The organism is Micromonospora sp. NPDC049048 (assembly GCF_043197615.1).
Lineage (GTDB): Bacteria > Actinomycetota > Actinomycetes > Mycobacteriales > Micromonosporaceae > Micromonospora.
In genome coordinates, this window is sequence record NZ_JBICTM010000005.1 from 272,818 (window position 1) to 297,385 (window position 24,568).

Below are 24,568 nucleotides of genomic sequence, written 5' to 3' on the forward strand. Positions count from 1 at the left end.
GGGCGGGAGGGCGCACGGGGAGGGTGCGGGGCTTCAGGGGGTGCGGAGAGGGGTGTTGACGGCGCGGAGTTCCGTCAGGGCCGAGGCGACGCCGTGCAGCAGGTCCGTCGCCTCGGTGAGGCGGGAGGCGGCCGGATGCGCGGCGTCGGGGTGGGCTTCCCCGGCGACGTAGCCGGCGGCGGCGACGACCAGCCGCTCGTACGCGGTGACGCCCTGCTCGAGCTGCGCGGTCAGGGCCCGGTGCGCCTCGGCCAGCGGCGGCCGGGACTCGGCCGGGGCGAGCCGGAGCGTGCGCTCGACGCTGGCCACCCGGTCGGCGAGGTCCCGCAGCGACCGGTCGGCCTCGGCGGCCTCCAGCACGGCAGGACCGGCCAGCCCCGTGAGCCGACCGGTCATCCCGGCGAGGGTGAGGGCGGCCCGGTCCAGGCGGGCCCACGGCTCGGCGGCGCTGGTGCCGCGCAGCGCCACCCGGGAGCGCACCCGACGGACCTCGGCCAGCACACCGGGACCGACGGGGAGCCGCTCGACGGCGGCGACGAGCCGGGCGCGGGACCGCGCGGCGGCCTCGGCCGGATCGAGCGCCGGCGGTGCCGGTTGGGCGGCCAGCGCCCGCAGGTCGACCCAGCGCCAGGCGGCGAGCACCAGCGCGCCGCCCGCCCCGGCCGCCCAGGCCGCGTCGGGCAGTCCCAGCCCGGCGTACGGGGTCAGCACGGCGGCGGCACCACTCAGGCCACCGGCCGTGACACTCCACCGACGCGCGGACGCCCGCAGCCGGGTCAGGCGCCGGAAGTACCGCGTGCGCTCGTCTGCCACCTCTGCCTCCTCGCCCCGGCCGCTCAGCCGGCGGCGGTGGTGTCCCCGGTGCCGCGCTCGCGGCCCATGCTGGCCCGGATCTCGTCCAGCCGGGCGGCGGCGGCCGGGTCAGCGGCCGGCGCGGCGGGCTGAGCCTGCTCCACGCCCGGTCGTTCCTGCTTGCCGCCGAGCTGCTCGCCGGCCATGCTCGACCGGATCTGCTCCAGCCGGGAGGAGCCCGCCGAATCGAGCGTCGCCTTCTGGATCTCCAGCATGCGGCCCTCGACGGAGTTGCCGGCCAGCTCGGCGCGACCCATCGCCGTCGCGTAGCGCTGCTCGATGCGGTCACGCACCTCGTCGAGCGAGGGCGTGTTGGCCGGGGCGGTCAACGCCGACATCGACTCCAGCGAGCGGGCCACGCTCTCCTGCATCTTGGCCTGCTCCAGCTGGCTGAGCAGCTTGGTGCGCTCGGCGAGCTTCTGCTGGAGGATCATCGAGTTGTTCTCGACCGCCCGGCGGGCCTGGGCGGCGGCGCCGAGCGCCTGGTCGTGCAGGGTCTTGAGGTCCTCCGTGGCCTGCTCGGCCGAGACCAGCTGGGTGGCGAGGGTCTGCGCGGACTGCTCGTAGCGGCCGGCCTCGGCCTCGTCGCCCCGGGCGCGGGACTGGTCGGCGAGGACCAGCGCCTGCCGGGCGTTGGCCTGCAACCGCTCGACCTCGGACATCTGACGGGACAGCTTCATCTCCAGCTGCCGCTGGTTGCCGATCACGGCGGCGGCCTGCTGGACCAGCGCCTGGTGCTGCCGCTGGGCCTCCTCGATGGCCTGCTGGATCTGCACCTTCGGATCGGCGTGCTCGTCGATCCGGGCGCCGAAGAGCGCCATCAGGTACTTCCACCCCTTGACGAACGGGTTCGCCATCTTTGCGTTGTCCCCTCAGTAGCGTCGCTCCGCCTCGACCGCGCCGGGTGTTCCCGGCCGGCTCCGGCGCGGCAGTGGCTCCATCGTCCCAGCCGGACGCCACCGGGGCATCCGTACCGGTGAGCGAAACGAGCGCCGACGCCGTCCGCGATCAAGGGTACGCGGCGCGGTCGAACCCGACCACGTGGCGTCGTAGGGGGTGGATCAGGCGGCGCAGACCACGTCGCGCTCGCTGCCCCGGACCCGGGAGCTGCGCAGCGTGGCCTTGAGCGGGGAGTCCTGGCGGACCTGGACGGCGACCGTGCCGTCCGAGCTGACCTGGTGCACGCCCCGACCCGTGCTCCTGCGTACGGCGACGGGGGCGGCCGGCTCGTCCTGCACCGGCACCAGCACGCCGGGCATCTGCTCGGCGAGGGCCACGGTGTCACTGACCTCGCGCAGCAGCTCCGACAGACGCGCCCCGAGGGCGTCGCAGATCGCCGCCAGCAGCTCGCTGGAGGGCTCCTTCTGGCCGCGCTCGATCTCGGACAGGTAGCCCAGGCTGACGTTGGCCGCGGAGGAGACCTCCCGCAGGGTGCGGTGCTGCCCCTGCCGGCGCGCCCGCAGTGCGTCACCGATCACGCGGCGTAGCAGGACCATTCGCACCTCCCCCTGAGGGACACCACTCGTCCACGCGGCCCGCCCGGCACGTCTAGCCGGACCGGCCGCCGGAGCCTTCCCGCAACCGTACCTGTTGCAGGCCACCAGGACATCCCACCCCGCCCCTCGGAATCACGGGAGACCGGTCAGCGGCGGCCCGCGCCGGCGGGGTCGGCCCGCCCGCCGCCTCTCTCCACGGCGTCGCTCTCGCCCGCGTCGACCTCGGCGGCGGCCTCGGTGCCTCCGGTGTCGGCGGCGGGCTCGGTGGCCCCGGTCTCGGCCGCCGCGGTCTCGTGGATCCGCGTGGCGAGCAGCCGCAGGGCCTCGACGACCGCGGCGGATCGGATGTGGTCCCGGCCGCCGTCCAGGTCGAGCTGCCGGACGTGGGTGCCGGACGGGCCGGCCACCGCGACGTAGACGAGCCCGACCGGCTTGCCGTCCTGCGGTTCGGGGCCGGCCACCCCGGTGGTCGCCAGGCCCCAGTCGGCCCCGCAGCGGCGCCGGCCGCCCTCCGCGAGGGCCACCGCCACGTCCGGGTCGACGGGCCCCCGCTCAGCCAGCAGATCCTCCGGTACGTCGGCGAGCCACGACTTGAGCTCGGTGGCGTAGACCACAAGGCCGCCCCGGTAGATCCCGCTCACCCCGGCGATCTCCACGATCGAGGCGGCCAGCAGGCCGCCCGTCAGCGACTCGACGGTGGCCAGGGTCTCGTGCCGTTCGGAGAGGCTGTGCACCACACCGGCTGCCGGGCTCCCGACCGGCCGCGCGCCGTCAGCGTCACTGTCCATGTCTGGGATCCTTTCCCCGCCCCGCCGGCCCTACTCATCCTCCCCGACCGGGTCGCCCGCCGGTGGGTCAGCTGCTCGGGCGGCGCAGCCGGAGGGCCTGGACGACGTAGTCGAAGCCGGTGACGACCGTGACGCCGACCGCGGCGACCATGATCCACGGACCGACGGCGGCGAGGGCGGCGGGCATCGGCCACAGGTACCACGTGATGGCCAGGATCTGGAGGGCGGTCTTGATCTTGCCGCCCCGGCTGGCCGCGATCACGCCGTGCCGGATCACCCAGAAGCGCAGCGCGGTGATGCCCAGCTCGCGGACGAGGATCACGGCGGTCACCCACCAGGGCAGCCGGTCGTACCAGGAGAGCAGCACCAGGGCGGCCCCCGTGAGCGCCTTGTCGGCGATCGGGTCGGCGACCTTGCCCACCGAGGTGACCAGGGCGAACCGGCGGGCGATCCAGCCGTCCACCAGGTCGGTCGCGGAGGCGACGGCGAAGATCAGGCAGGCCACCATCTGCCAGCCGGCGTGGGTCATCGCCGAGACGGCCACGGAGGCCGCGAAGACCGGCACCAGGAGCAGCCGCAACGCGGTGAGCGCGTTGGCCGCGTTCAGCACGGGCACCCGGGCCACCACCGGCGCGGGCTTCGGTTCAGCCGCCCCGGCCACCTCAGCCGCCCCGGTCACCGCCGCACCCCGCTGCGGCCTCCGTGGCGTACCTGGCACCCCACCACGCGGCTCCCCCGCTCCGTCCGGGCCCGCCGTCACCGTGTTGCGCCGGGCGCAGCCGAGATCATCTCATCCGGGACCGCCACCAGGTCCACTCCCTCGGTGCTGGTCACCGTCGCCCGCACCAGGTCGCCCGGGCGCAGCGCGGCCAGGTCCACCCCGCCGTCGGCCGGGGCGACGAGGGTGGTCGAGCCGTCGACCTCGGGAGCCTGGTGGGCCGCCCGCCCCTCCACCACGCCATCCTCGACCGAGTCGACCAGCACCTCGACCGTGGAGCCCAGGCGCTCCTCGGCCCGCTGCGAGCAGAGCTCGTCGGCGAGCGCGCTGAGCCTGTCGTAGCGGCGCTTGACCGTGGCGGCGGAGACCTTGCCGGGCAGCCCGGCGGCCTCGGTACCGTCCTCGTCGCTGTAGTCGAACACGCCGATCGCGTCGAGCCGCGCCTCGGTCAGGAACCGGACCAGCTCCTGGTAGTCGGCCCGGGTCTCGCCCGGGAAGCCGACGATGAAGTTGCTCCGCGCGCCGGCGTCCGGCGCCAGCGCCCGGGCGCCGGCCAGCAGCTCCAGGAACCGGTCGGTGGAGCCGAAACGACGCATCCGACGCAGCACCGGCTCGCTGGAGTGCTGGAACGACAGGTCGAAGTAGGGTGCCACGCCGGGCGTGGTGGCGATCGCCTCGACTAGGCCCGGCCGGGTCTCGGCCGGTTGGAGGTAGCTCGCCCGTACCCGCACGATGCCGTCGATCGCGGCGAGCTGCGGCAGCAGCTTCTCCAGCGCCCGGGGGTCGCCCAGGTCCTTGCCGTACGAGGTCGAGTTCTCGCTGACCAGCACCAGCTCGCGGACGCCGGACTTGGCCAGCCACTCCGCCTCGGCGAGCAGCTCGTCCGGCGTACGGGAGACGAAGGCGCCGCGGAAGGCGGGGATGGCGCAGAACGCGCAGCGCCGGTCGCACCCGCTGGCGAGCTTGAGCGAGGCGACCGGGCCGGTGTCGAGCCGGCGGCGCAGCACCTGGCGCAGGTGGGCGGGGGTGTGCTCGTCGGTCTCGGCGACGTTGCGGACGGGGGTGCCGTGGCCGGGCAGCGACACCGCGCTGTCCCGCCGGGCGACGGGGGTCAGCGGCAGCAGCTCGCGCCGGTCGCGGGGGGTGTGCGCGTCGATCCGCTCGCCGGCGACCACCGCGTCCAGCCGGGCAGCGATGTCCGGGTAGTCGTCGAAGCTCAGCACCGCCTGCGCCTCGGGCAGGCTGTCGGCCAGCTCACGGCCGTAGCGCTCGGCCATGCAGCCGGCGGCGACCACCTTGGCGCCGGTGTCGGCGGCGGCCAGCAGGGTCTGGATGGAGTCCTGCTTCGCCTTCTCCACGAAGCCGCACGTGTTGACGACCACCACGTCCGCGCCCTCGCCGTCGGTGGTCACCTGCCAGCCGTCGGCGTGCAGCCGGGCGGCCAGTTCCTCCGAGTCGACCTCGTTGCGGGCACAGCCCAGCGTCAGCAGGGCGACCCGGCGGCCGTCGGGGGTCGACGACTCCAGGTCGTGGCGCGGCGTCGGACGTGCCGAGCTGGACTCGTCGGTGGCGGAGGTGGCAGACACCATCCGAGGGTACCGGGCGGGCGGACGGCGCCCCGCAACGGCGGGCCACCCGTATCGCCCCGCACACCGCCCGCCGTCCCTGGCCGGCTCAGGCCACCGCCGCGCCCACCCGGACCAGCTGGTCGAGCAGGAAGACCTCCGTGCCGGCCAGGCCGGTCGAGCAGAAGACGGAAACCTGGTCCGCGCCGGTCCGGCCGGGCACGGCGCCGGCCAGCACCGCGCCCAGGTCACCCAACCGCCCGGCGTACGCGGGCAGCGCCGCCAACATCGGCGGATCGTACGCGGCTGCCTGCGCCGGCGAGTCGGTGACCAGCAGATCGGCGGCGTCCAGCAGGTCGGTGCCGAACTCGTGCCGGTCGACCTGCTTGAAGCCGACCGTGTTGACGTGGGTGCCGGGGGCCAGGTCGGCGGCGTCGAGCACGGAGGTGACGGCGGTGGTGGCGAGCACCACGACGTCGCGCTCCCGCACGGCGGCCGACGCCGAGCCGACCGCCCGTGCCGGCACGCCCAGCTCGGCGCGCACCCGGGCGGCGAACGCCTCCCGCCGGGCGGCCGAGCGGCTGTACACGGTGACCTCGCGCAGCGGGCGCACGGCGGCGGCGGCCCAGACCTGGGTCCACGCCTGAGCGCCCGAGCCGACCACGCCCAGCGTGGCGGCGTCCGGGCGGGCCAGGGCGTCCACGGCGACCCCGCCGAGCCCCCCGGTACGCCGGGAGCCCAGCTCGTCCCCGACCGCCACCGCCCGGACCGCCCCGGTGCGCCCGTCGTGCAGCACGACCACCTGCTCGCTCTCCGGGTGCCCGAACGTGTCGTACGAGCGGAAGCCGTACCACTCGCCGGTCAGGTGCCCCGCGGTGAGCACCATCCGTCCCCCGCCCAGCGGCGCGGCGGCCCGGGGCGGGGCCACCAGGCGGCCGGCGTACGCGGCGAGCAGGGCGTCGCGCATCGCGGCCACCGTGGTGGGGGCGTCCAGCACGGTGGCGACGTCGGGATCGGTGAAGAGCAACGGCATGACCCGAATACTGCAACTTGAAGTTAGGTTTACGTCAACCGGTGGTGGCCCGGCTCACCCCGGAAACCGTCCGGCCGGTGCTAACGTCGGTCGTGGCGGCCCCAGGGCCGCCCCGGACGAGTGGTGGGCGTACCCGGTCAGGCCAAGACGCCTCACGTGTGAGTACGAGCCCACTCGCCCTGGCACCGCAGGTCCCGGGCGCCGAAGCAGAGGTGTTGCGCCATGGCCTGGATCGTGTTGGTGATCTCCGGACTTCTCGAGACCGCGTGGGCGATCGCCCTCGACCGCAGCGCCGGCTTCAGCCGGCTCGTACCGTCCCTGGTCTTCGGGGTGACCCTCGTGCTCAGCATGGCCGGGCTGGCGTACGCGCTACGCGAGATCCCGGTCGGCACCGGCTACGCCGTCTGGGTCGGCATCGGGGTGGTCGGCACCGCCCTGGTCGGCATGGTCGCGTTGCACGAGCCGGTCAGCCTGCCCCGGATCGCCTGCCTGCTGCTGGTGGTCGCCGGCGTCGTCGGCCTGAAGGTCCTGCACTGACGGCACTGCGGGCGAGGCACCGGGGGCACCCGCCGCGGTGAGGCGTGGCGGACGACCACAGTGGGTAGAACTGTGCCTGGCACCGGAAGGCTCTCACCCACGGAGGCAGACATGGCCGACATGCACTCGACCGCCCGCCCGCGCACCAACGCCGCCCGCATCTGCACGATCGTGGCCTTCGTGTTCGCGGTCCTGGCGCTCCTGATCAGCCCGCTCATCTTCGGCATCCTCGGGCTGATCCTGGGCATCGTCGGCGCGGTGCTCGGCGACAAGCCGCTCGGCTGGTACGCCGCCGCCGCCAACGTGGCCGCCATCATCGTCAGCCTGTTGATCGTCAGCGCGATCGTCAACAACTGATCCGCTCCCCCGGCGGAGACCGGGCCCGCCGGCATGCCGGCGGGCCCGTCGCGTATGCCCGGGCGGCCTCTTCCGTGTGCCGGCGGGCCCGTCGCAGGTGCCCGCGACGAACCGGCCCGACCCTACGACGACACGCCGGCCGGGCTCGTGCTCAGCCCTCGTCGCCGCGCAGGCCGACCAGGACCTCCTCCAGCTCGTCCGGCTTGACCAGCACGTCGCGGGCCTTCGAGCCCTCCGACGGGCCGACCACGCCCCGGGTCTCCATGAGGTCCATCAGTCGCCCCGCCTTGGCGAAGCCGACGCGCAGCTTGCGCTGGAGCATCGACGTCGAGCCGAACTGCGAGGTGACCACCAGCTCGACCGCCTGCACCAGCAGGTCGAGGTCGTCGCCGATCTCCTCGTCGATCTTCTTCTTGCCGGCGTCGGGCGCGACGAGCACGTCGGGGCGGAACTCCGGCTCGCGTTGGTCCTTGCAGAACTTGACCACGTCGGAGATCTCGCGCTCGGTCACCCAGGCGCCCTGGATGCGGATCGGCTTCGAGGCGCCCATCGGCAGGAACAGGCCGTCGCCCCGACCCAGCAGCTTCTCCGCGCCCGGCTGGTCGAGGATGACCCGGGAATCGGCCAGCGAGGAGGTCGCGAACGCCAGCCGGGACGGCACGTTCGCCTTGATCAGGCCGGTGACGACGTCGACCGACGGGCGCTGGGTGGCCAGCACCAGGTGGATGCCGGCCGCGCGGGCGAGCTGGGTGATCCGGACGACCGAGTCCTCCACGTCGCGCGGGGCGACCATCATCAGGTCGGCCAGCTCGTCCACGATCACCAGCAGGTACGGGTACGGGCGCATCTCCCGCTCGCTGCCGGGCGGGGCCTTGATCTCGCCGTTGCGCACCTTGCGGTTGAAGTCGTCGATGTGCCGGACCCCGTTGGCGGCGAGGTCGTCGTAGCGCATGTCCATCTCGCGGACGACCCACTCCAGCGAGTCGGCCGCCTTCTTGGCGTTGGTCACGATCGGGGTGACCAGGTGCGGGATGCCCTCGTAGCCGGTCATCTCGACCCGCTTCGGGTCGATCAGCAGCAGCCGCACCTCGTCCGGGGTGGCCCGGGTGAGGATGGACACCAGCAGCGAGTTGAGGCAGGACGACTTGCCCGCGCCGGTCGCGCCGGCGATCAGGATGTGCGGCATCTTGGCGAGGTTGGCCACCACGTAGCCGCCCTCGATGTCCTTGCCGAGCGCCACCACCATCGGGTGGTGGTCGCTGGTGGCGGCCCGCGAGCGCAGTACGTCGCCGAGCGCCACGTTCTCCGGGTCGGTGTTCGGGATCTCCACCCCGACCGCGCTCTTGCCCGGGATCGGGCTGAGGATCCGCACGTCGGGCGACTTCACGGCGTACGCGATGTTGCGGGAGAGCTGGGTGATCCGCTCGACCTTGACGCCCGGGCCCAGCTCCACCTCGTAGCGGGTGACGGTGGGCCCGCGGGTGAACCCGGTGACGGCGGCGTCCACGCCGAACTGCTCGAAGACGCCGGTGAGCGCGACGATCACCTCGTCGTTGGCCTTGCTCCGGGACTTCGGGGCCGCGCCGCTGCCGAGCATGTTCGCCGGCGGCAGCGTGTAGTCGCCCGCCAGCCCGGTCAGCGCGAGCTGCTCGGCCCGGGTCGGCGCGGGCGAGTGCTCCGGCGGCTCGGCCGGCTTGCGGGTGGCCGGCACCCGGCCCGGGGGCTTGCGCGGCAGCACCAGGGTCTCCTGGAGGTCCACCCCGTCGAGGTCGTCGTCGAAGTCCGCCGGATCGGGCGGCGGCGGGGTCGCCCGCTTCGCCGGGCGGCGGCGGGGCGCCCGCTTGACAGGCTCCTCGTCCGTCTCCTCCTGCGCCACCGGCGGGGCGATCCGGGTGCCGAACAGCAGGCCGAGCCGCTCCGGGACCTTGTTGATCGGGGTCGCGGTGACCACCAGCAGGCCGAAGACCAGCAACAGGATCAGCAGCGGTACGGCTACCCAGGCGGTGACGGCCCGCTCCATCAGGCTGCCGACGCCGGCGCCGACCAGGCCGCCGGCGAAGTCGCGCTGGCCCGCGTCGGCCGGGTCCTGTCCGATGTGCAGCATCGCCGCGGTGGCGACCAGCATGGACGTCCACCCGACCAGGCCCCGGCCACGGTGCTCGGGATCGACGGGCTCGCGCATCAGCCGCCAGGCGCCGATCATCAGCAGCACCGGCACCACGACCGAGATCGCCCCGAGGAAGAGCCGGAAGGTGTCGGCCAGCCGCGCGCCGACCGGGCCGGCGCCGGAGAACCAGACGGCCACCGCGCTGAGCAGCGCGAGACCGAAGACCAGCAGTCCCGCGCCGTCGCGGCGCTGCTCCGGGTCGAGGCCCCGGGCCGAGCCGGCCTGCCGGAACGCCCAGCCGACGCCGTGCGCCATGCCCATCCACAGGGCGCGGGCCGCCTGCCCGACGATCACTCCCGGGCCCCGCCGGGCCGCCGGCCGCCGCCGGGGCGCCGCACGGCCGGTCTTCTTCGCCGGCTGACGGGCACGACTGTTCGTGGTGCCACGCGGCGACGCGCCGCGCCGCCGGCTCGCCTGAGAGGTACGGCCCGCCATAGCATCAACCTAATGGCGTGACCCGGCAGATCGCCGCCTTTCCGGGTCGTGTCCGCGTGTCGCAGCGCGGGCCCCGCCTGGTCACGTGATATCTGCCTCAGAAGGGATGCCCCCATGGCGTCGCCGGGAACCGAGGACGGCCGGCACGGCCCCCCGACCGGACACCCGGGGGCGCTGGAGCCGCTGACCGGCGACCTGATCGCCGCCGTGCTGCACAGCCGGGGGTACCGCGTCGGGGCCGACGCCGACGGCGACCTGGTCGGCCGCTGGGACGACAGCCTGATCTGGTTCCTGCGCCCCGGTGCCGCCGGCGAGCTGCTCCAGGTCCGCACGCTGACCGCGCCGACGTTCCCGATCGAGTACGTGCCCGCCCTGCACGCGTTCTGCAACGCGTGGAACCACGACCGGCTCTGGCCGAAGGCGTTCGTGCACGTCGAGGATGACGGGCGGGCCCGGGTCTGCGGCGAGGTCATCACCGACCTGGAACGCGGGGTCACCGCGCACCAGCTCGACCAGCTGCTCGACTGCGGCATCGCCACCGGCTGCCAGCTCGCCACCGAGGTCGCCCGGCTGCCCGGCGGGGTGGTGGCGTGACGGGCCGCGGCGGGGAGCTGGCCGGCCGGGGCCTCGACCCGTTCGGGCTGCCCGGCTGGTGGAGCGGGCTCCGGCGCGGGGGCCGGCAGCCCGACCCGGCGCTGGCCGCGGCGCTCGCCGACGCCCGCGACACCCCCGACGGCGAGGCCCGCAGCACCGAGCTGGAACGGATCGCCGCGCACGCCGACGCGACGGGCGACGACCAGACGGCGCTGGCCGCCCGGTTCGCGCTGGTCGAGGCGTACCTCGTGCACGGGGAGCGGTGGCGGCTGGTCGAGCCCGTGCGCCGCTGCCTCGCCACCGCGCAGCGCCGTCCCGACCTGCTCGCGGCGGACCAGGCCGAGCTGCTGCGGCGCTACCGGCGGTACGCGGTCGAGGCCCTGCTCGGCTCGCCCCGGGTCGGGCTGGACCAGGCCCGCTCCATGCTGGACGACCTCGCCGCGTACGCCGCCGACGACCCGGCCGCGATCGCCGAGCTGCGCTGCCGCATCGCCGAGCACCTCGGCGACGAGCCCACCGCCCGGCGGTGGTACGAGCACTGGTCCACGGCCGACCCGGGACCGGTCGGCGGCTGCCCGGACTGCGCGGCGGCCCGACGGGCCGAGCTGCTCGCCGGCTGGGGCGACCACCCGGCCGCGCTGGCCGTCCTGGGGGGCACTTCGGACGGTGCCGGCGGCTGCACCGAGCAGCCGGAGCGGACGCTGGCCGCCGGGATGCTGTCCTGGCTGCGGGCCGGGGCACCGGAGCGGGCGGCCGAGGCGCACGTGCGGGCGTACCGGCGGCACCGGCGGGAGCGGGGCGCCTTCCCGTTGCTCGCCGCGCACCTGCGGTGGTGCGCGCTGGCCGGGCACCCCGCCCGGGGTCTCGACGTCCTCGCCGAGCAACTGCCCCGGCTGGACCAGCCGCACGACGACTTGTCCGCGATGGAGTTCGCCGCCGCCGGGGCGCTGGTCTGCGCCCTCGCCGTCGAGGCGGGGCTCGGCGGGCGGACGGTGCACCGCCCGGCGTACGGGATGCGCCCGGCCGCCGACCTCGACGTGGCCACGCTGGGCGCGACCCTGCTGGGGGTGGCCACCGCGCTCGCCGGCAGCTTCGACGCCCGCAACGGCACCGGCCACCAGTCCGGCCGCATCGCGTCCTGGCTGGCCGAGCGGCCGACCGCCGCCCCGGTGCCCCTGCCGCCTGACGACGGCTCCGACGACGTCGACGACCCGCCCGGGGAGGACCCGCCGGACACGGAGCCCCGCCCGCTGAGCCTCGCGATGATCACCGCCGTGCTGGACCGGCGCGGGGACCGGTACGCCGTGGACGACCGGGGCGCCGTCACGGGCCGGTGGGGCGAGGCGCTGATCCAGTTCCGGCAGGCCGGCGAGCGGGGCGAGATCCTCCAGGCCCGCTTCGTGGCGAGCCGCCGACTGCCGACGGACCGGCTGGTCGAGGCGTACGCCTTCTGCAACGCCTGGAACCACGACCGGCTGCTGCCGAAGGCGTACGTGCACGAGGGCGAGGGCGAGCTGCTGCTGGCCGGCCAGGTCGCCACCGACCTGGCGCACGGGGTGGCCCCCGCCCAGCTCACCGTCCTGCTCGACGCGGCCGTGCAGACCGCCGTCGCGTACGCCGACGCGGTGGCCGCCCTGCCCTGACCCGGACGGCCCGTCCGACGACGACGCCCGCCGGCACACGGGGGTGCGGGCGGGCGTCGCGGCGGGTGCGGGTCAGACCTCGACGACGGTCGGGACGATCATGGGTCGGCGCCGGTACGCGTCGTTCACCCACCGTCCCACGGTGCGCCGCACGATCTGCTGGAGCTGGTGCGGGTCGGTGATGCCGTCGGAGGCGGCCCGGTTCAGGGCCTCGGTGACCAGCGGGATCACCGGGGCGAACGCCTCCGGGTCCTCGGAGAAGCCCTTCGCCGACAGGGTCGGGCCGGCCACCACCTTGCCGGTCACCGAGTCGACCACCACGGTGGTGGCGATGAACCCGCCGTCGCCGAGGATCCGGCGCTCGGTGAGCAGCGACTCGCTGACGTCGCCGACGGCGAGGCCGTCGACGTAGACGTAGCGGCTCTTGACGTGCCCGACGAGGCTGGCGCGGCCCTCGACGAGGTCGACGACGTCGCCGTCCTCGCAGAGCACCACCCGGTCGGGGGCGACGCCGGACTCGATGCCGAGCCGGGCGTGCGCGCGCAGGTGCCGCCACTCGCCGTGCACCGGCATCAGGTTGCTGGGACGGACCACGTTGAGCAGGTAGAGCAGCTCGCCGGCGGGGGCGTGACCGGAGACGTGCACCTTGGCCACGTCCTTGTGCACCACCACGGCGCCGGCCCGGGCCAGCCGGTTGATCACCCGGTAGACCGAGGTCTCGTTGCCGGGCACCAGCGACGAGGCGAGCACCACCGTGTCGCCGGGGGCGATGGTGATGTGCCGGTGGTCGCCGCTGGCCATCCGGCCCAGGGCGCTCATCGGCTCGCCCTGCGAGCCGGTGGACATCAGCACGATCTGCTCGGGCGGCATGTTCGTCGCCTCGTCCAGCCCGACGACCAGGCCGGACGGGATGTTGAGCAGCCCCAGGTCGCGGGCGATGCCCATGTTGCGGACCATGGACCGGCCGATCAGGGCGACCTTGCGGCCGTGCTCGGCGGCGGAGTCGAAGACCTGCTGCACCCGGTGCACGTGCGACGCGAACGACGCGACGATGATCCGGCCCTTGGCCTTCGCGAAGATCGAGTCGAGCACCGGCCCGATCTCGCGCTCCGGCGTGACGAAGCCGGGGATCTCCGCGTTGGTGGAGTCCGAGAGCAGCAGGTCCACGCCCTCGGCGCCGAGCCGGGCGAACCCCGCCAGGTCGGTGATCCGCCCGTCCAGCGGGAGCTGGTCCATCTTGAAGTCGCCGGTGTGCAGCACCAGGCCGGCGGGGGTGCGGATGGCCACCGCGAGCGCGTCGGGGATCGAGTGGTTGACGGCGAAGAACTCGCACTCGAACGGGCCGAGCCGCTCCCGGCCGCCCTCCCGCACGGTCAGCGTGTAGGGCTGGATCCGCCGCTCGGCGAGCTTCGCCTCGACCAGGGCGAGGGTGAACTGGGAGCCGACCAGCGGGATGTCGGGCTTGTGCGCCAGCAGGTACGGCACCGCGCCGATGTGGTCCTCGTGGCCGTGGGTCAGCACGATCGCCTGGACGTCGTCGAGCCGGTCCAGGATCGGACCGAAGTCGGGCAGGATCAGGTCGACCCCGGGCTGCTCCACGTCGGGGAAGAGCACCCCGCAGTCGACCACCAGCAGCTTGCCGTCGTACTCGAAGACGGTCATGTTGCGACCGATGGCGCCGAGCCCGCCGAGCGGGATGATCCGCAGCCCACCCTCCGGCAGCGCTGGGGGCAGTTCCGTCTCGATGTGCGCCTCGGTCACGCGTCCACCTCATTCTGCGACGCCGTCACTCGGCGTCCGTCGTGTCGTTCGGTCATTCGGGCAGTTCCACGCCCGCCGCCGCGCTGTCGGCGCGGAGCTGGGCGATCTCGCCGTCGGTCGCGTCGACCAGCGGCGAACGCACCGGCCCGGCGGGCTTCCCGAGCGCCGCCAGGCCCGCCTTCACCAGGATCACGCCCTGGGTACGGAAGATGCCGGTGAACAGCGGCAGCAGCCGCCGGTGCAGGTTCAGCGCGGTGGCGGTGTCCCCCGCGTCGTACGCCTCGATCAGCTGCTTGGTGAGCACGCCCGTGAAGTGGGTCGAGGTGCCGACCACGCCGACGCCCCCCACGGCCAGCGAGGGCAGGGTCAGCGAGTCCTCGCCGCTGTAGACGGCGAGGTTCGTCCGGCTGGTGACCCAGCTCGTGGCGGTCAGGTCGCCCTTGGCGTCCTTCACCGCGACGATCCGGCCGTGTTCGGCCAGGCGCACCATGGTCTCGGTGTCGATCGGCACGCCCGCCCGGTGCGGGATGTCGTAGAGCATCACCGGCAGGCCGGTGGCGTCCGCGACGGCGGTGAAGTGCCGCAGCAGGCCGCTCTGCGGCGGCTTGTTGTAGTAGGGGGTGACCACGAGCAGGCCGTGCGCGCCCGCCTTCTCGGCGGCCACGGAGAGCTCGATGGTGTGCCGGGTGTCGTTGGTGCCGACCCCGGCCACGACCTTGGCGCGGTCGCCGACGGCCTCCACCACGGCCCGGATCAGCTGTTCCTTCTCCGCCTCGGTGGTGGTCGGCGACTCGCCGGTGGTGCCGTTGACCACCAGCGCGTCGTTGGCCTGCTCGTCGACCAGGTAGCTGGCGAGCTGCGCGGCGCCGTCGAGGTCGAGGGAGCCGTCGGCGGTGAACGGGGTCACCATGGCCGTGAGCACTCGCCCGAAGGGGCGGGACACCGCCCGCGCGGGCGTGTCAGGGTGGTCGTGCGTCATGCCACCAACCTAGCGGACGAGCACCGGCGCCCCACGGGGGAAGGGTTCAGGACTCACTCGCCGTGCGGGCTGGCGGCCACCTCGGTGCCGTCGGGCAGCGTCGAGATGACGAAATCGGCGAAGACGTTCGGGGCGACGCCCTGGAGCTGCCGCAGGCACTCCACCGCCAGCTCACGGATCTCCACGTCGGCGTGCTCCGTCGCGCGCATGGCGATGAAGTGCCGCCAGGCCCGGTAGTTGCCGGTGACCACGATGCGGGTCTCGGTGGCGTTGGGCAGCACCGCGCGGGCCGCCTGGCGGGCCTGCTTGCGCCGCAGCGTGGCGTTCTCCACGTCGGCGAAGCGCCGCTCCAGCCCCTCCAGCAGCTCGTTGTACGCGCGCACGCTCGCCTCGGCGGCCTCCACGAACTTCTTGTGCAGCTCCGGGTCGTCGGCGATCACGGCGGGCTCGACCATGGCGGCGTCGCGCTCCGGCACGTACCGCTGGGAGAGCTGGGAGTACGAGAAGTGCCGGTGCCGGATCAGCTCGTGGGTGAAGGACCGGGACACCCCGCTGAAGTAGAAGCTGACCGAGCCGTGCTCCAGCACACTCAGGTGGCCGACCTCGAGAATGTGGGCGAGGTAACCCGCGTTGGTGGCGGTGGCGGGGTTCGGCTTCTTCCAGCTCTGGTAGCAGGCCCGCCCGGCGAACTCCGCCAGCGCCTGGCCGCCTTCGGCGTCGGTCGACCACGGCACGTCGTCGGGGGCCTCGAAGTGCGTCCACGCGACGAGCTTGACCTGGGGCTGCACCATCTCCGGCATTCCTCGGACTGTAGTGCCGTGGACCCGGCCCGCCCAAGCCAGGCTCGCCCGGTGCAACGTCGGTCACCGAAACGACGCCGGCCGGCGCGGGGCGGCCTCGTTCCGCTCACCGCACAGGCAGTCGTGACCCGGCTTCGGATGTGGCCAGCAGCAACACGAGAGCCGTCGGACCTCGCGCCGGGGTCCCGGGGAGCGGGAGCCGGAGGTCGAGGGCTGGAAACCCGGTTCGAGGGCGAGGGCTGCTGGAGGCGGGGACCGGGCCGAACACACCGGCTTGTGCACGCTGTCGAACTGAATCGTCTGCGACATCAGCGAGCGGCGACGGCCTCGGCCTGCCGGCCGCCACCGTTTCGGACCTCAGAACGGGTTCCCGTATCCGCCGGCTCACCGGGCACCGCCCGTGCGTGTGAGCGTCGAGGCGAAAGGGCTTCGGGAGCGTGATGTCGCAAACGATTCAGCTCGACAGGACGCTTGCACCACTCCGCGTCGGTCCCTGTGTCGACGATCACCACGGAGCGCCCAGCTTCGCGTCAGGCCCGAGCCTTTGGCCCGGGCGGGACGACCGGCTCGGTCGGTACGAGAGCCAGGAAGCCCGTACACCCCCGCCCGACGTGACACCCGACCCGGCCCGCAGCCCGGCCGCCCCTAGCCCCAGGCGACGCGGTCGGGTGGGCCGGGACGCGCCGCCGGGGGTGCAGAGGTCAGCCGTGGAGGGAAGTGAGCCGCGAAACGCCGTCGGTGGGCGTTCCGCACCAGCCCAGTTCTTCCGCCACTTCCCCCGGCCGGTCAGACGTAGAGGGTGGTGAAGGGGGCCCAGGGCAGGTTGCGCAGGATCGTGAAGGCCAGCCAGGCGGCCAGGAAGACGCCGATCACCCGGGAACTGATCCGCAGCTCGGGCAGGCGCCAGCCGAACGCCTGCTTCCCGGCCCAGGCGACGAAGAGGTAGGCCAGGAAGGGCAGCGCGAAGACGAAGAGGAAGTGGTGCCGGGCGGCGGCCGGCAGGTCGGCGTGCAGGACGTACCAGAGCGCGCGGGTGCCGCCACAGCCCGGGCAGTCCAGCCCCGTGGTGAGCTTGAGCAGGCAGGTGGGCGCGGCGTCCGGCGCCGAGCGGGTGGGGTCGCTGATCAGGGCGTAGCCGATGCCGGCGGCGACGCAGCCGAGCGCGGCGAGCGGCACGGCCCAGCGCGGCGAGCGCTCGTAGAGACGGACGACGAACCGGGTGAGCCGGTCCGGCTCCGCCACGGGATAGGGCACCGTCGGGTAGGCCGCCCCCGGATAGGGCGCCCCCGGGTGCGGCGAACCCGGGTGCGACGAACCTGGCTGGGGCGGCCCCGGGTGGAGCGGCCCCGCGTGGGGCTGCGCCTGGTCCGTGGGCCATCCGCCGGCCGGTGCGGCCGGGTCAGCCGGCGGCGGGGCGTCGAGCCCGGCCGTCTGCGGATGCGGCGGGGAGGCCGGTCCGTCAACGCTCGTCACGTCGCTCACCGTACACCGGCCACGCCCCCCAACGCGGCGGCCAGCGGGACAGCCAGGTCGCCGGCGGTGGGCGGGGCGACCGCGTCCAGCCCCAGCCAGCCGGCGAGTCGGTGCAGCTCGGCGGCGAGCGCCAGCGCGGTCTCGCCCCGGTCGACGCCCGGCTCGCCCCAGGCCGCCGGCACCAGCAGCACGCCCGCCCTGCGGTCGGCCTTCAGGTCGACCCGTGCGGTGAAGCGCTCCCCCTGGAGGAAGGGCAGCACGTAGTAGCCGTAGACCCGCTGCGGCGCCGGCACGTAGATCTCGATGCGGTAGCTGAAGTCGAAGAGCCGCTCGGTGCGGGCCCGCTCCCAGACCAACGGGTCGAACGGGCTGACCAACGTGTTGCCGCGCACCCAGCGGGGCAGCCGCGCCCCGGCGTGCAGCCAGGCGGGCCGCTGCCAGCCCTGCACCGCGACCGGCAGCAGCTCGCCCGCCTCGACCAGTTCGGCGATGGCCTGCCGGGCGCCGGCCACCGGCAGCCGGAAGTAGTCGCGCAGCTCCGGCTCGGCGGCCACTCCGAGCGACCGTGCGGCGATGCCCACCAGCGCACGGTGGGCCTCCGCGTCGGTCGGCGTGGGCGCGTCGAGCACCGCGGCCGGCAACACCCGCTCGGGCAGGTCGTAGCGGCGGGCGAACGACGTGGTGCGCTCGGCGGCGGTGACCTCCCCCGCCCAGAACAGGAACTCCAGCGCCCGCTTCACGGCCGACCAGTTCCAACCCCAGTTGCCGGTCTCCCGGGGCGCGTCGTGCTCGATCTCGGCGGCCGTCAGGGGACCCCGGGCGGCCACCTCGTCGCGCACCCAGGCGACCAGGCCGGGCTGCTCCTGGGCGATGCGCCGCATCCCGCCCCAGGCCTCCGAGCGGGCCCGGGCCATCCGCCAGCGCAGCGCCGGGTGCAGCCCGACGGGCACCAGCGACGCCTCGTGGCCCCAGTATTCGAACAGCTCGCGGGGACGGCGGTAGGCGGCGGTGTCGAGCAGCGTGGTCGGATAGGGCCCGAGGCGGCTGTAGAGCGGCAGGTAGTGCGCCCGTTGCAGCACGTTGACCGAATCCATCTGGATCAGCCCGACCCGGTCGAGCACCCGGCGCAGGTGCCGGCGGGTGGGCACGCCAGTGGGCGCGGGGTCGGCGAAGCCCTGGGCGGCGAGCGCCACCCGACGTGCCTGGGCGAGCGAGAGCGATTCCGGTGCGGCCATCGTCGGCACCCTAATCCAGGGGTACGACACCGGTGCGGACGCTGGACCGGTCGCCCGTCGAGGCATAGAACGGACCCATGCTCACAATCCGGCGCGAGGAGCCCGACGACGCCGAGGCGGTCGCCCGGGTGCACATCCACGGCTGGCAGGCCGGCTACGCCGGCATCATGCCCGAGGAGGTGCTGCGGCGGCTCAACGTCACGGCCTGGGCGCAGCGCCGCCGGGACCTCGGCACGGCCGACCCGGAGCACCCCTTCACCACGCTGCTCGCCGAGGTCGACGGGACGCTGGCCGGTTTCACCACGTTCGGCCCGTACCGCAACAACCAGGACCGGGGCGACCTCGACGCCGCGCACGGCGAGGTGGTGGCGATGTACGTCGAGCCGGCCTGCTGGGGCGACGGCACGGCGCTCGCGCTGCTGGCCGCCGCTCGGCGCGGGCTGGTCGCGCGGGGCTGGTCCGACTGCCGGCTCTGGGTGCTGGAGGCCAACCACCGGGCCCGCCGGTTCTACGAGCGGGCCGGGCTCTCACCGGACGGTGAGCGGTCGACCTACGCGGTGCCCCTGGCCGGCGGGCGCCCGCCGGTCGGGCTCGTCGAGCTGCGGTACGCCGGACGACTCGACGGCTGACCCGGCCGACGTCGCTGAACGACGGCTGATCCCACCGGCGTCGCCCCCGCGACGGCTGGGCCGGCTGTCGTCGCCCCCGCGACGGATGGGCCGGCTGTCGTCGCCCCAGCGACGGATGGGCAGGAACGCCAGCAGGGCCAGGCTGATCCAGACGTAGGTGTTGCTGCCGAGGAAGCCGTCGAGCCCGGTGAAGTCCTTCTCCCAAGCCCAGACGATCCGGCTGATCAGGAAGCCGTACCCGACGATCGCCGCGCCCAGCAGGAGACGGCGCCGGCGGCTGCCGGCCGGGGCGTTCATCCCGTTGTCCACCAGCAGGATCAGCGCGGGCAGCAGCCAGACCAGGTGGTGCACCCAGGTGACCGGGCTGACCAGGCACATCACCGCTCCGGTGAGCGCCAGGCCGGTCGCCTCGTCGCCGGCGGCCACCGCGGCGCGGGACCGCCAGGCCCACAGCGCCAGCGTGGCGAGCACCAGCGCCAGCCAGGCCAGGGTGCTCGGGTGTTCCGGGTTCAGCCGGGCGACCACGCCGCGCAGCGACTGGTTGGAGACGAACGCCAGCTCACCCACCCGGCCGGTGTTCCACAGCGCCTCCGTCCAGAACTCCCGTGCGGCGTCGGGGAAGAGCGCGGCGGCCAGCAGGGTCACGCCGGCGGCGGCGGCCATCGAGGTGACCGCGGCGCGCCAGCGGCGGGTGACCAACAGGTAGACGATGAAGATGCCCGGGGTCAGCTTGATCGCGGTGGCCAGGCCGATGCCGACGCCCGCCCAGCGGTTGCCGGCCGGCAGCAGCCGGAGCAGGTCGACCGCGACCAGGAAGAGCAGCAGCATGTTGACCTGGCCGAAGTTGACGGTCTCGCGCATCGGCTCGTACGCGGCGGCCAGGCAGAGCGCCACGGCGAGGGCGAACCAGCGGGTCCAGCCCGACCGGCGGGAGATGGGGTCCACCAGCCACCAGAACAACACGGCGGTGACGACCACGCTGGCGGCCACGCTGACCGCGATCGCCGCCGACCACGGCAGGTACGCCATCGGCAGCATGACCAGGGCGGCGAAGGGTGGGTAGGTGAAGCCGTACTGGGTGCCGGGCTTCAGGAAGTCGTAGATCTCCCCGCCGTCGTGCACCCACCAGGTCAGCGCGCCGTAGTAGACCTTGAGGTCGAAGAAGCCGTGCCGGACGGCGGCCACGGAGAGGAAGAGGGCAACCGCGGCGGCTAGCCCGACGACTCCGACGACCTGCCCGATCGTCTTTCTGGCACCCTGCGACACCATCGCCTCCCTCGCCCTGCGTAGGCTTCCGTCCCATGGCTCTCGGGTACGTCCGCCCGGCGCGTCCGGAAGACGCCGGCGAGATCGCACGCATCCAACTCGCGACCTGGCGGGTCGCCTATCGCCGGATCCTGCCCCGGCATGTGCTCGACAACCTGGACGAGGCGTGGCTCGCCCGGCGGTGGAGTGCGGCCGTGCAGGAGCCGCCCTCCGGCGCCCATCGGGTGCTGGTCGCCGTCGAACAGGCCGAGCAATCCTATCTGGTGGGGTTTGCCGCCTCCGGTCCGGCCGATGCCGAGGCGCTCGCGCCGGGCGAGCCGGCGGACGCCCTCGGGCCGGACGTCGCCGCGGTGACGGACCTGCTGGTGGAGCCGCGCTGGGGCCGGCGCGGCCACGGCAGCCGGCTGCTCGCCGCGACCGTCGACCTGTGGCGTGCCGACGGGTTCACCCGCGCGCTGGCCTGGGCCTTCGACGGCGACGCGGCGACCCGGAAGTTCCTCACCAGCACCGGTTGGGAGCCCGACGGCGCGGCCCGCGCGCTGGACGTGGAGGACATGCTCGTCCCGCAGGTACGCCTGCACGTGGCGGTGCCCGGGGACCCGGATCCGGCGGACGCGACGCCCGCCGAGGCGACGTTGCCCGACCTGCCGCCGGGTGGGTCGTCGCCCGCGACGCCCGGGGACTGACGCACCGCCTCGCGGTCCGGGCGACACGCCGGCCACTGTCGGGGGCATCGCCTACGGTGACCCCATGGTCACTGTGGCGGCGCCCACGAGAGGGAGGCACCTGGCATGTTCGCGGACACGAGGGCGTGGAGCAGTTTCTCGGTGGACGACACCGGGCAGGCCGAGCGGTTCTACACGGACACGCTCGGTCTGCGGGTGTCGCGGGACGACGCCATGGGCGGCCTGCTGACGCTGCACCTCGCCGGCGGCCGGGACGTCATGGTCTACCCGAAGGCGGATCACACCCCGGCGGCCTACACGGTCCTCAACTTCCCCGTCGAGGACGTCGACCGGGCCGTCGACGAGTTGACCGCGCGCGGGGTCCGGTTCGCGCAGTATCCCGGTCTGCCCCAGGACGAGCGGGGTGTCATGCGCGACAACGGCCCGACCATCGCCTGGTTCACCGACCCGGCCGGCAACATCCTGTCGGTGATCGAGGAGGGCTGATCCGGAGACGGGAGCGGGCGGGGCCAGCTCAGCAACGGGACCGGGCAGGCTCCGGAGCAGGGCGGGGCAGGCCGCTCAGGAGCGGGACGGGGCCGGGGTGGGCGCGAGGAGTTCGGCGACCAGTTCGTCGTCCTCCATCGCCCCGGTCGGGACGAAGCCGAGGCTCGTGTAGAGGCGGGCGGCCTGGACGTTGTCGGGATGGTAGGAGAGCCGGACGGGGTGGCCGCCGCCGTCCTGACCGCCCAGCCAGCCGGCCAGGGTGCGTACGGCCGCCCGGCCGACCCCCCGGTCCTGCTCGGCCGCGTCGATCACCATGCCGCCGATCCAGCGGGACCCGTCGTCGTCGACGCCCCACATGACGTGCCCGGCCACGGTCTCGTCCGCGTACACGGCCAGCGAGGTCCACACGTCCGAACGCGTGGTCAGCAGCAGGTAGCGGGCGGCCAGTGCCGCGACCCACGCGCGCTGGTCGTCGCGCGGGGCCACGTCGGCCACCGCCCGCCAGTTGTCGTCGTCCACCGGGCGCAGGGTGACCCGGCGCCCGGAGCGGTCGGAGAGTCCAGAATCGATCACCCGGGCAGCCTAGGGGGCGGGCCGGGTGCCCGCGACGGGTTTGCCCGTCAGCCCACCGTCGCCCGTCAACCCAGCGTCGCCCGTCAGCGCCCAGCGTCGCCCGTCAACCCAGCGTCGCCCGTCAGGCCAGCTTCGCCCGTCAGTCGAGCAGGGGGTCCAGGCCGACCGTCAACCCGGGCCGGGTGCGGACCGCGCGGACGGACAGCAGCACGCCCGGCATGAACGAGACCCGGTCGTACGAGTCGTGCCGGATGGTCAGCGTCTCCCCCACGGTGCCGAAGAGCACCTCCTGGTGGGCGACGAGGCCGGTGGCGCGCACGGCGTGCACGCGTACCCCGTCGATGTCGGCGCCCCGGGCGCCCGCCACCTCGTCGGAGGTGGCGTCCGGCACGGGGCCGAGCCCGGCCTCGGCGCGGGCCGCCGCGACCAGCCGCGCGGTGTGCGTGGCGGTGCCGCTGGGGGCGTCCAGCTTGCGGGGGTGGTGCTGCTCCACGATCTCGACCGACTCGAAGTGCCGGGCGGCGCGGGCGGCGAACTGCATCATGAGCACGGCGCCGATGCCGAAGTTGGGGGCGATCACCACGCCCACCTCGGGCTTGTGGGCCAGCCAGTCCCGCACCTGCGCCAGCCGCTGCTCGGTGAAGCCGGTGGTGCCCACCACCGCGTGGATACCCTGGTCGACGCACCACTGCAGGTTGTCCATGACGACGTCCGGGGTGGTGAAGTCGACGACCACCTCTGCCCCGGCGTCGGAGGCGGCGAACAGCCCGTCGCCCTGGTCGACCATGGCCACCAGCTCCATGTCGGCGGCGGCGTCCACGGCCCGGCACACCTCGATGCCCATCCGTCCCCGGGCGCCCAGCACACCGACCCGGATCAGCTCGTCCGGGCTCTTCTCCTGCTCGTCAGTCACGGGGCACAACCTATCCCAATCGGGACGGGCGCACCCCGGCGGACCGTGACGGGCACCGCCACGCGCACTGGTCGTCTGTGTGGCGCTGAGCGCCCGCAACGCGCGTACCCCGGCGGAGCGTGACCGGGCAGGGCCACGGGACGGCTCAGTTCGCCGCGAAGTCCCCCGCGTCGAACGGGCCGACCACCGCCAGCGACATCGGCCGGCTCAGCAGCTCGGCGGCCAGGGTGTTGACGTCGGCCACGGTGACCGCGTCGACCCGGCCGAGCAGCTCGTCGACCGGCATCAGGTGACCGTAGAGCAGCTCGCCCTTGGCCAGCCGGCTCATCCGCGAGCCCGTGTCCTCCAGGCCCAGCACGAAGGAGCCCTTGCTCATCCCCTTGCCCCGGGCCACCTCGGCCTCGGTCAGGCCGTCGGCGGCCACCCGGGCCAGCTCCGCCCGGGTCAGCTCCAGCACCTCGTCGACCTTGCCGGGGGCGCAGCCGGCGTAGACGGCGAAGAGGCCGCTGTCGGCGTACTGGCTGGCGTAGGAGTAGACCGAGTAGGCGAGGCCGCGCCGCTCGCGGATCTCCTGGAACAACCGGCTCGACATGCCGCCGCCGAGGATGTTGTTCAGCACGCCGAGGGCGAAGCGGCGCTCGTCGAGCCGGTCGATGCCGGGGCAGCCGAGGATGACGTGCGCCTGCTCGGTCTCCTTCGGCTCCACCAGGGTGGTGGCGGGCTTCGTGCGTACGGCCGGGGTGGCCGACCGGTGCGCCGCGGGCGCCGCCGGGTCGGTGTCCAGCGGAGTGCCACGCAGCGCCTGGCGCACCAGCTTGACCACCGTGGCGTGGTCGAGGTTGCCCGCGGCGGCGACGACGATCCGCGGCGGCGTGTAGTGGCGGCGGTAGAAGCCCTGGATCTGCCGCCGGGTCATCGGGGTGACGGTCTCCTCGGTGCCGGAGATCAGCCGGCCCAGCGGGTGGTCGCCGTAGGCGGCGCGGGCGAAGAGGTCGTGCACCTCGTCGCCGGGCTCGTCGTCGTGCATGGCGATCTCTTCGAGGATCACGCCCCGCTCGGTCTCCACGTCGGCTGCTTCCAGCAGCGAGTCGGCGACAGCGTCGCACATGACGTCGATGGCCAGCGGCAGGTCCTCGTCCAGCACGCGGGCGTAGTAGCAGGTGTATTCCTTGGTGGTGAAGGCGTTGGTCTCGCCGCCCACCGCCTCGATCTCGGCGGAGATGTCGAGCGCGCTGCGCTTGTTGGTGCCCTTGAAGAGCAGGTGCTCCAGGAAGTGCGCCGCGCCCGCCTGCGGGCCGGTCTCGTCGCGGGAACCGACCGCCACCCAGACGCCGAACGAGACGCTGCGCATGGCCGGGATCGCCTCGGTGAGCACACGCAGCCCGCTGGGCAGCACGGTACGCCGTACCGTGCCGCCCAGCGGGTCGTCGCTGATGGTGCGGGTCACCGCGCGGGAGGCGCCGCCGGAGCGGGCCGCCCCGGTGCTCCGGTGGCTGGCCCCGGCGGGGGCCGGGACGGACGCCACCCCCCGTCGATCCGGCGGAAACGGCGCGCTGACGGCCCGACTCACGTGTTGCTCCCA

The 24,568-nt window shown here is 74.2% G+C and carries 23 protein-coding genes, 1 pseudogene and 1 riboswitch; of the genes and pseudogenes, 7 read left to right on the top strand and 17 right to left on the bottom strand.

Annotated features, from left to right (window positions below; genetic code table 11):
* Window positions 1–33 precede the first annotated feature (33 nt).
* The 7 genes and pseudogenes from ACGFIG_RS18175 to ACGFIG_RS18205 form a co-directional block, all read right to left on the bottom strand.
* On the bottom strand, window positions 34–813 hold the full coding sequence (locus ACGFIG_RS18175) for a hypothetical protein (RefSeq protein WP_393004213.1): 780 nt from the start codon (window positions 811–813) through the stop codon (window positions 34–36).
* A 23-nt stretch (window positions 814–836) separates the two neighbouring features.
* Window positions 837–1,709: a PspA/IM30 family protein gene (locus ACGFIG_RS18180; protein ID WP_393004214.1), complete on the bottom strand. Its 873-nt coding sequence runs from the start codon at window positions 1,707–1,709 to the stop codon at window positions 837–839.
* A gap of 204 nt (window positions 1,710–1,913) precedes the next feature.
* Complete coding sequence (locus ACGFIG_RS18185; RefSeq protein WP_121396018.1) at window positions 1,914–2,348, bottom strand: helix-turn-helix domain-containing protein; 435 nt, start codon at window positions 2,346–2,348, stop codon at window positions 1,914–1,916.
* 263 nt (window positions 2,349–2,611) lie between these two features.
* A pseudogene (locus tag ACGFIG_RS18190) lies at window positions 2,612–3,136 on the bottom strand (CinA family protein); the annotation flags it as partial.
* Window positions 3,137–3,203: 67 nt separating this feature from the next.
* Window positions 3,204–3,797 carry a CDP-diacylglycerol--glycerol-3-phosphate 3-phosphatidyltransferase gene (gene pgsA / locus ACGFIG_RS18195; protein WP_393004717.1) on the bottom strand — a complete coding sequence of 198 codons (594 nt, stop codon included), beginning with the start codon at window positions 3,795–3,797 and terminating at the stop codon, window positions 3,204–3,206.
* 95 nt (window positions 3,798–3,892) lie between these two features.
* Window positions 3,893–5,443, bottom strand: coding sequence for a 30S ribosomal protein S12 methylthiotransferase RimO (gene rimO, locus ACGFIG_RS18200; RefSeq protein ID WP_393004215.1), 1,551 nt, complete (start codon window positions 5,441–5,443; stop codon window positions 3,893–3,895).
* A gap of 85 nt (window positions 5,444–5,528) precedes the next feature.
* A complete protein-coding gene (locus ACGFIG_RS18205; RefSeq protein ID WP_393004217.1) occupies window positions 5,529–6,452 on the bottom strand; it encodes an ornithine cyclodeaminase family protein in 924 nt (307 codons plus the stop codon).
* Between the two features lie 91 nt (window positions 6,453–6,543).
* Window positions 6,544–6,609: riboswitch (guanidine-III (ykkC-III) riboswitch) on the top strand.
* A 65-nt stretch (window positions 6,610–6,674) separates the two neighbouring features.
* Here ACGFIG_RS18205 and ACGFIG_RS18210 point away from each other — a divergent pair.
* Window positions 6,675–6,989, top strand: a complete 315-nt coding sequence (locus ACGFIG_RS18210; RefSeq protein ID WP_393004219.1) for a DMT family transporter — start codon at window positions 6,675–6,677, stop codon at window positions 6,987–6,989.
* Between the two features lie 111 nt (window positions 6,990–7,100).
* Window positions 7,101–7,346, top strand: a complete 246-nt coding sequence (locus ACGFIG_RS18215; RefSeq protein WP_393004221.1) for a hypothetical protein — start codon at window positions 7,101–7,103, stop codon at window positions 7,344–7,346.
* Between the two features lie 151 nt (window positions 7,347–7,497).
* Here ACGFIG_RS18215 and ACGFIG_RS18220 read toward each other — a convergent pair whose 3' ends face one another.
* Window positions 7,498–9,948, bottom strand: a complete 2,451-nt coding sequence (locus ACGFIG_RS18220; protein ID WP_393004223.1) for a DNA translocase FtsK 4TM domain-containing protein — start codon at window positions 9,946–9,948, stop codon at window positions 7,498–7,500.
* A gap of 114 nt (window positions 9,949–10,062) precedes the next feature.
* Between ACGFIG_RS18220 and ACGFIG_RS18225 the strand changes: the two genes are divergently transcribed.
* Together ACGFIG_RS18225 and ACGFIG_RS18230 are read left to right on the top strand one after the other, a co-directional pair.
* Window positions 10,063–10,542, top strand: coding sequence for a YbjN domain-containing protein (locus ACGFIG_RS18225; protein ID WP_393004225.1), 480 nt, complete (start codon window positions 10,063–10,065; stop codon window positions 10,540–10,542).
* The gene (locus ACGFIG_RS18230) at window positions 10,539–12,185 is read left to right on the top strand and encodes a YbjN domain-containing protein (RefSeq protein WP_393004227.1); all 1,647 of its coding nucleotides are present in this window, start codon (window positions 10,539–10,541) and stop codon (window positions 12,183–12,185) included. The genes ACGFIG_RS18225 and ACGFIG_RS18230 overlap by 4 nt, the downstream gene beginning before the upstream one ends.
* A 72-nt stretch (window positions 12,186–12,257) precedes the next feature.
* Here ACGFIG_RS18230 and ACGFIG_RS18235 read toward each other — a convergent pair whose 3' ends face one another.
* From ACGFIG_RS18235 to ACGFIG_RS18255, 5 genes are all read right to left on the bottom strand, one after another.
* Window positions 12,258–13,946, bottom strand: coding sequence for a ribonuclease J (locus ACGFIG_RS18235; RefSeq protein WP_393004229.1), 1,689 nt, complete (start codon window positions 13,944–13,946; stop codon window positions 12,258–12,260).
* Window positions 13,947–13,998: 52 nt separating this feature from the next.
* Window positions 13,999–14,925 carry a 4-hydroxy-tetrahydrodipicolinate synthase gene (gene dapA, locus ACGFIG_RS18240; RefSeq protein ID WP_393004231.1) on the bottom strand — a complete coding sequence of 309 codons (927 nt, stop codon included), beginning with the start codon at window positions 14,923–14,925 and terminating at the stop codon, window positions 13,999–14,001.
* 53 nt (window positions 14,926–14,978) lie between these two features.
* Window positions 14,979–15,716, bottom strand: coding sequence for an FAD-dependent thymidylate synthase (gene thyX / locus ACGFIG_RS18245; RefSeq protein ID WP_393004719.1), 738 nt, complete (start codon window positions 15,714–15,716; stop codon window positions 14,979–14,981).
* 795 nt (window positions 15,717–16,511) lie between these two features.
* Entirely contained in the window at window positions 16,512–17,207 is a 696-nt protein-coding gene (locus tag ACGFIG_RS18250; protein WP_393004233.1) for a DUF2752 domain-containing protein, read from the bottom strand.
* Complete coding sequence (locus tag ACGFIG_RS18255) at window positions 17,204–18,433, bottom strand: winged helix-turn-helix domain-containing protein (RefSeq protein WP_393004235.1); 1,230 nt, start codon at window positions 18,431–18,433, stop codon at window positions 17,204–17,206. Before ACGFIG_RS18255 ends, ACGFIG_RS18250 begins: the two co-directional genes overlap by 4 nt.
* Window positions 18,434–18,510: 77 nt before the next feature.
* On the opposite strand from ACGFIG_RS18255, the gene ACGFIG_RS18260 reads away from it, so the two are divergent.
* Window positions 18,511–19,062, top strand: coding sequence for a GNAT family N-acetyltransferase (locus ACGFIG_RS18260; RefSeq protein ID WP_393004237.1), 552 nt, complete (start codon window positions 18,511–18,513; stop codon window positions 19,060–19,062).
* Here the strand turns inward: ACGFIG_RS18260 and ACGFIG_RS18265 are convergent.
* Window positions 18,961–20,328 carry a glycosyltransferase 87 family protein gene (locus ACGFIG_RS18265; protein WP_393004239.1) on the bottom strand — a complete coding sequence of 456 codons (1,368 nt, stop codon included), beginning with the start codon at window positions 20,326–20,328 and terminating at the stop codon, window positions 18,961–18,963. The two genes, ACGFIG_RS18260 and ACGFIG_RS18265, sit on opposite strands and share 102 nt — an antisense overlap.
* A 35-nt stretch (window positions 20,329–20,363) precedes the next feature.
* On the opposite strand from ACGFIG_RS18265, the gene ACGFIG_RS18270 reads away from it, so the two are divergent.
* Window positions 20,364–21,014, top strand: coding sequence for a GNAT family N-acetyltransferase (locus ACGFIG_RS18270; protein ID WP_393004241.1), 651 nt, complete (start codon window positions 20,364–20,366; stop codon window positions 21,012–21,014).
* Window positions 21,015–21,119: 105 nt separating this feature from the next.
* Window positions 21,120–21,500, top strand: a complete 381-nt coding sequence (locus ACGFIG_RS18275) for a VOC family protein (RefSeq protein ID WP_393004243.1) — start codon at window positions 21,120–21,122, stop codon at window positions 21,498–21,500.
* 75 nt (window positions 21,501–21,575) lie between these two features.
* On the opposite strand, the gene ACGFIG_RS18280 is transcribed toward ACGFIG_RS18275, so the two are convergent.
* The 3 genes from ACGFIG_RS18280 to ACGFIG_RS18290 form a co-directional block, all read right to left on the bottom strand.
* On the bottom strand, window positions 21,576–22,073 hold the full coding sequence (locus ACGFIG_RS18280; RefSeq protein ID WP_393004245.1) for a GNAT family N-acetyltransferase: 498 nt from the start codon (window positions 22,071–22,073) through the stop codon (window positions 21,576–21,578).
* A 139-nt stretch (window positions 22,074–22,212) separates the two neighbouring features.
* On the bottom strand, window positions 22,213–22,986 hold the full coding sequence (gene dapB / locus ACGFIG_RS18285) for a 4-hydroxy-tetrahydrodipicolinate reductase (RefSeq protein ID WP_393004247.1): 774 nt from the start codon (window positions 22,984–22,986) through the stop codon (window positions 22,213–22,215).
* 145 nt (window positions 22,987–23,131) lie between these two features.
* Window positions 23,132–24,556 carry a M16 family metallopeptidase gene (locus ACGFIG_RS18290; RefSeq protein ID WP_393004249.1) on the bottom strand — a complete coding sequence of 475 codons (1,425 nt, stop codon included), beginning with the start codon at window positions 24,554–24,556 and terminating at the stop codon, window positions 23,132–23,134.
* Window positions 24,557–24,568 lie beyond the last annotated feature (12 nt).

Bases quoted from the DNA above. Each gene is read 5' to 3' on its own strand.
- ACGFIG_RS18275 (WP_393004243.1), top strand. From the start codon at position 21,120: ATGTTCGCGGACACGAGGGCGTGGAGCAGTTTCTCGGTGGACGACACC.
- thyX (WP_393004719.1), bottom strand. From the start codon at position 15,716: ATGGTGCAGCCCCAGGTCAAGCTCGTCGCGTGGACGCACTTCGAGGCC.
- ACGFIG_RS18270 (WP_393004241.1), top strand. From the start codon at position 20,364: ATGGCTCTCGGGTACGTCCGCCCGGCGCGTCCGGAAGACGCCGGCGAG.
- ACGFIG_RS18215 (WP_393004221.1), top strand. From the start codon at position 7,101: ATGGCCGACATGCACTCGACCGCCCGCCCGCGCACCAACGCCGCCCGC.
- ACGFIG_RS18220 (WP_393004223.1), bottom strand. From the start codon at position 9,948: ATGGCGGGCCGTACCTCTCAGGCGAGCCGGCGGCGCGGCGCGTCGCCG.
- dapA (WP_393004231.1), bottom strand. From the start codon at position 14,925: ATGACGCACGACCACCCTGACACGCCCGCGCGGGCGGTGTCCCGCCCC.
- ACGFIG_RS18225 (WP_393004225.1), top strand. From the start codon at position 10,063: ATGGCGTCGCCGGGAACCGAGGACGGCCGGCACGGCCCCCCGACCGGA.
- ACGFIG_RS18255 (WP_393004235.1), bottom strand. From the start codon at position 18,433: ATGGCCGCACCGGAATCGCTCTCGCTCGCCCAGGCACGTCGGGTGGCG.
- ACGFIG_RS18185 (WP_121396018.1), bottom strand. From the start codon at position 2,348: ATGGTCCTGCTACGCCGCGTGATCGGTGACGCACTGCGGGCGCGCCGG.
- ACGFIG_RS18180 (WP_393004214.1), bottom strand. From the start codon at position 1,709: ATGGCGAACCCGTTCGTCAAGGGGTGGAAGTACCTGATGGCGCTCTTC.
- ACGFIG_RS18205 (WP_393004217.1), bottom strand. From the start codon at position 6,452: ATGCCGTTGCTCTTCACCGATCCCGACGTCGCCACCGTGCTGGACGCC.
- ACGFIG_RS18210 (WP_393004219.1), top strand. From the start codon at position 6,675: ATGGCCTGGATCGTGTTGGTGATCTCCGGACTTCTCGAGACCGCGTGG.
- rimO (WP_393004215.1), bottom strand. From the start codon at position 5,443: ATGGTGTCTGCCACCTCCGCCACCGACGAGTCCAGCTCGGCACGTCCG.
- ACGFIG_RS18260 (WP_393004237.1), top strand. From the start codon at position 18,511: ATGCTCACAATCCGGCGCGAGGAGCCCGACGACGCCGAGGCGGTCGCC.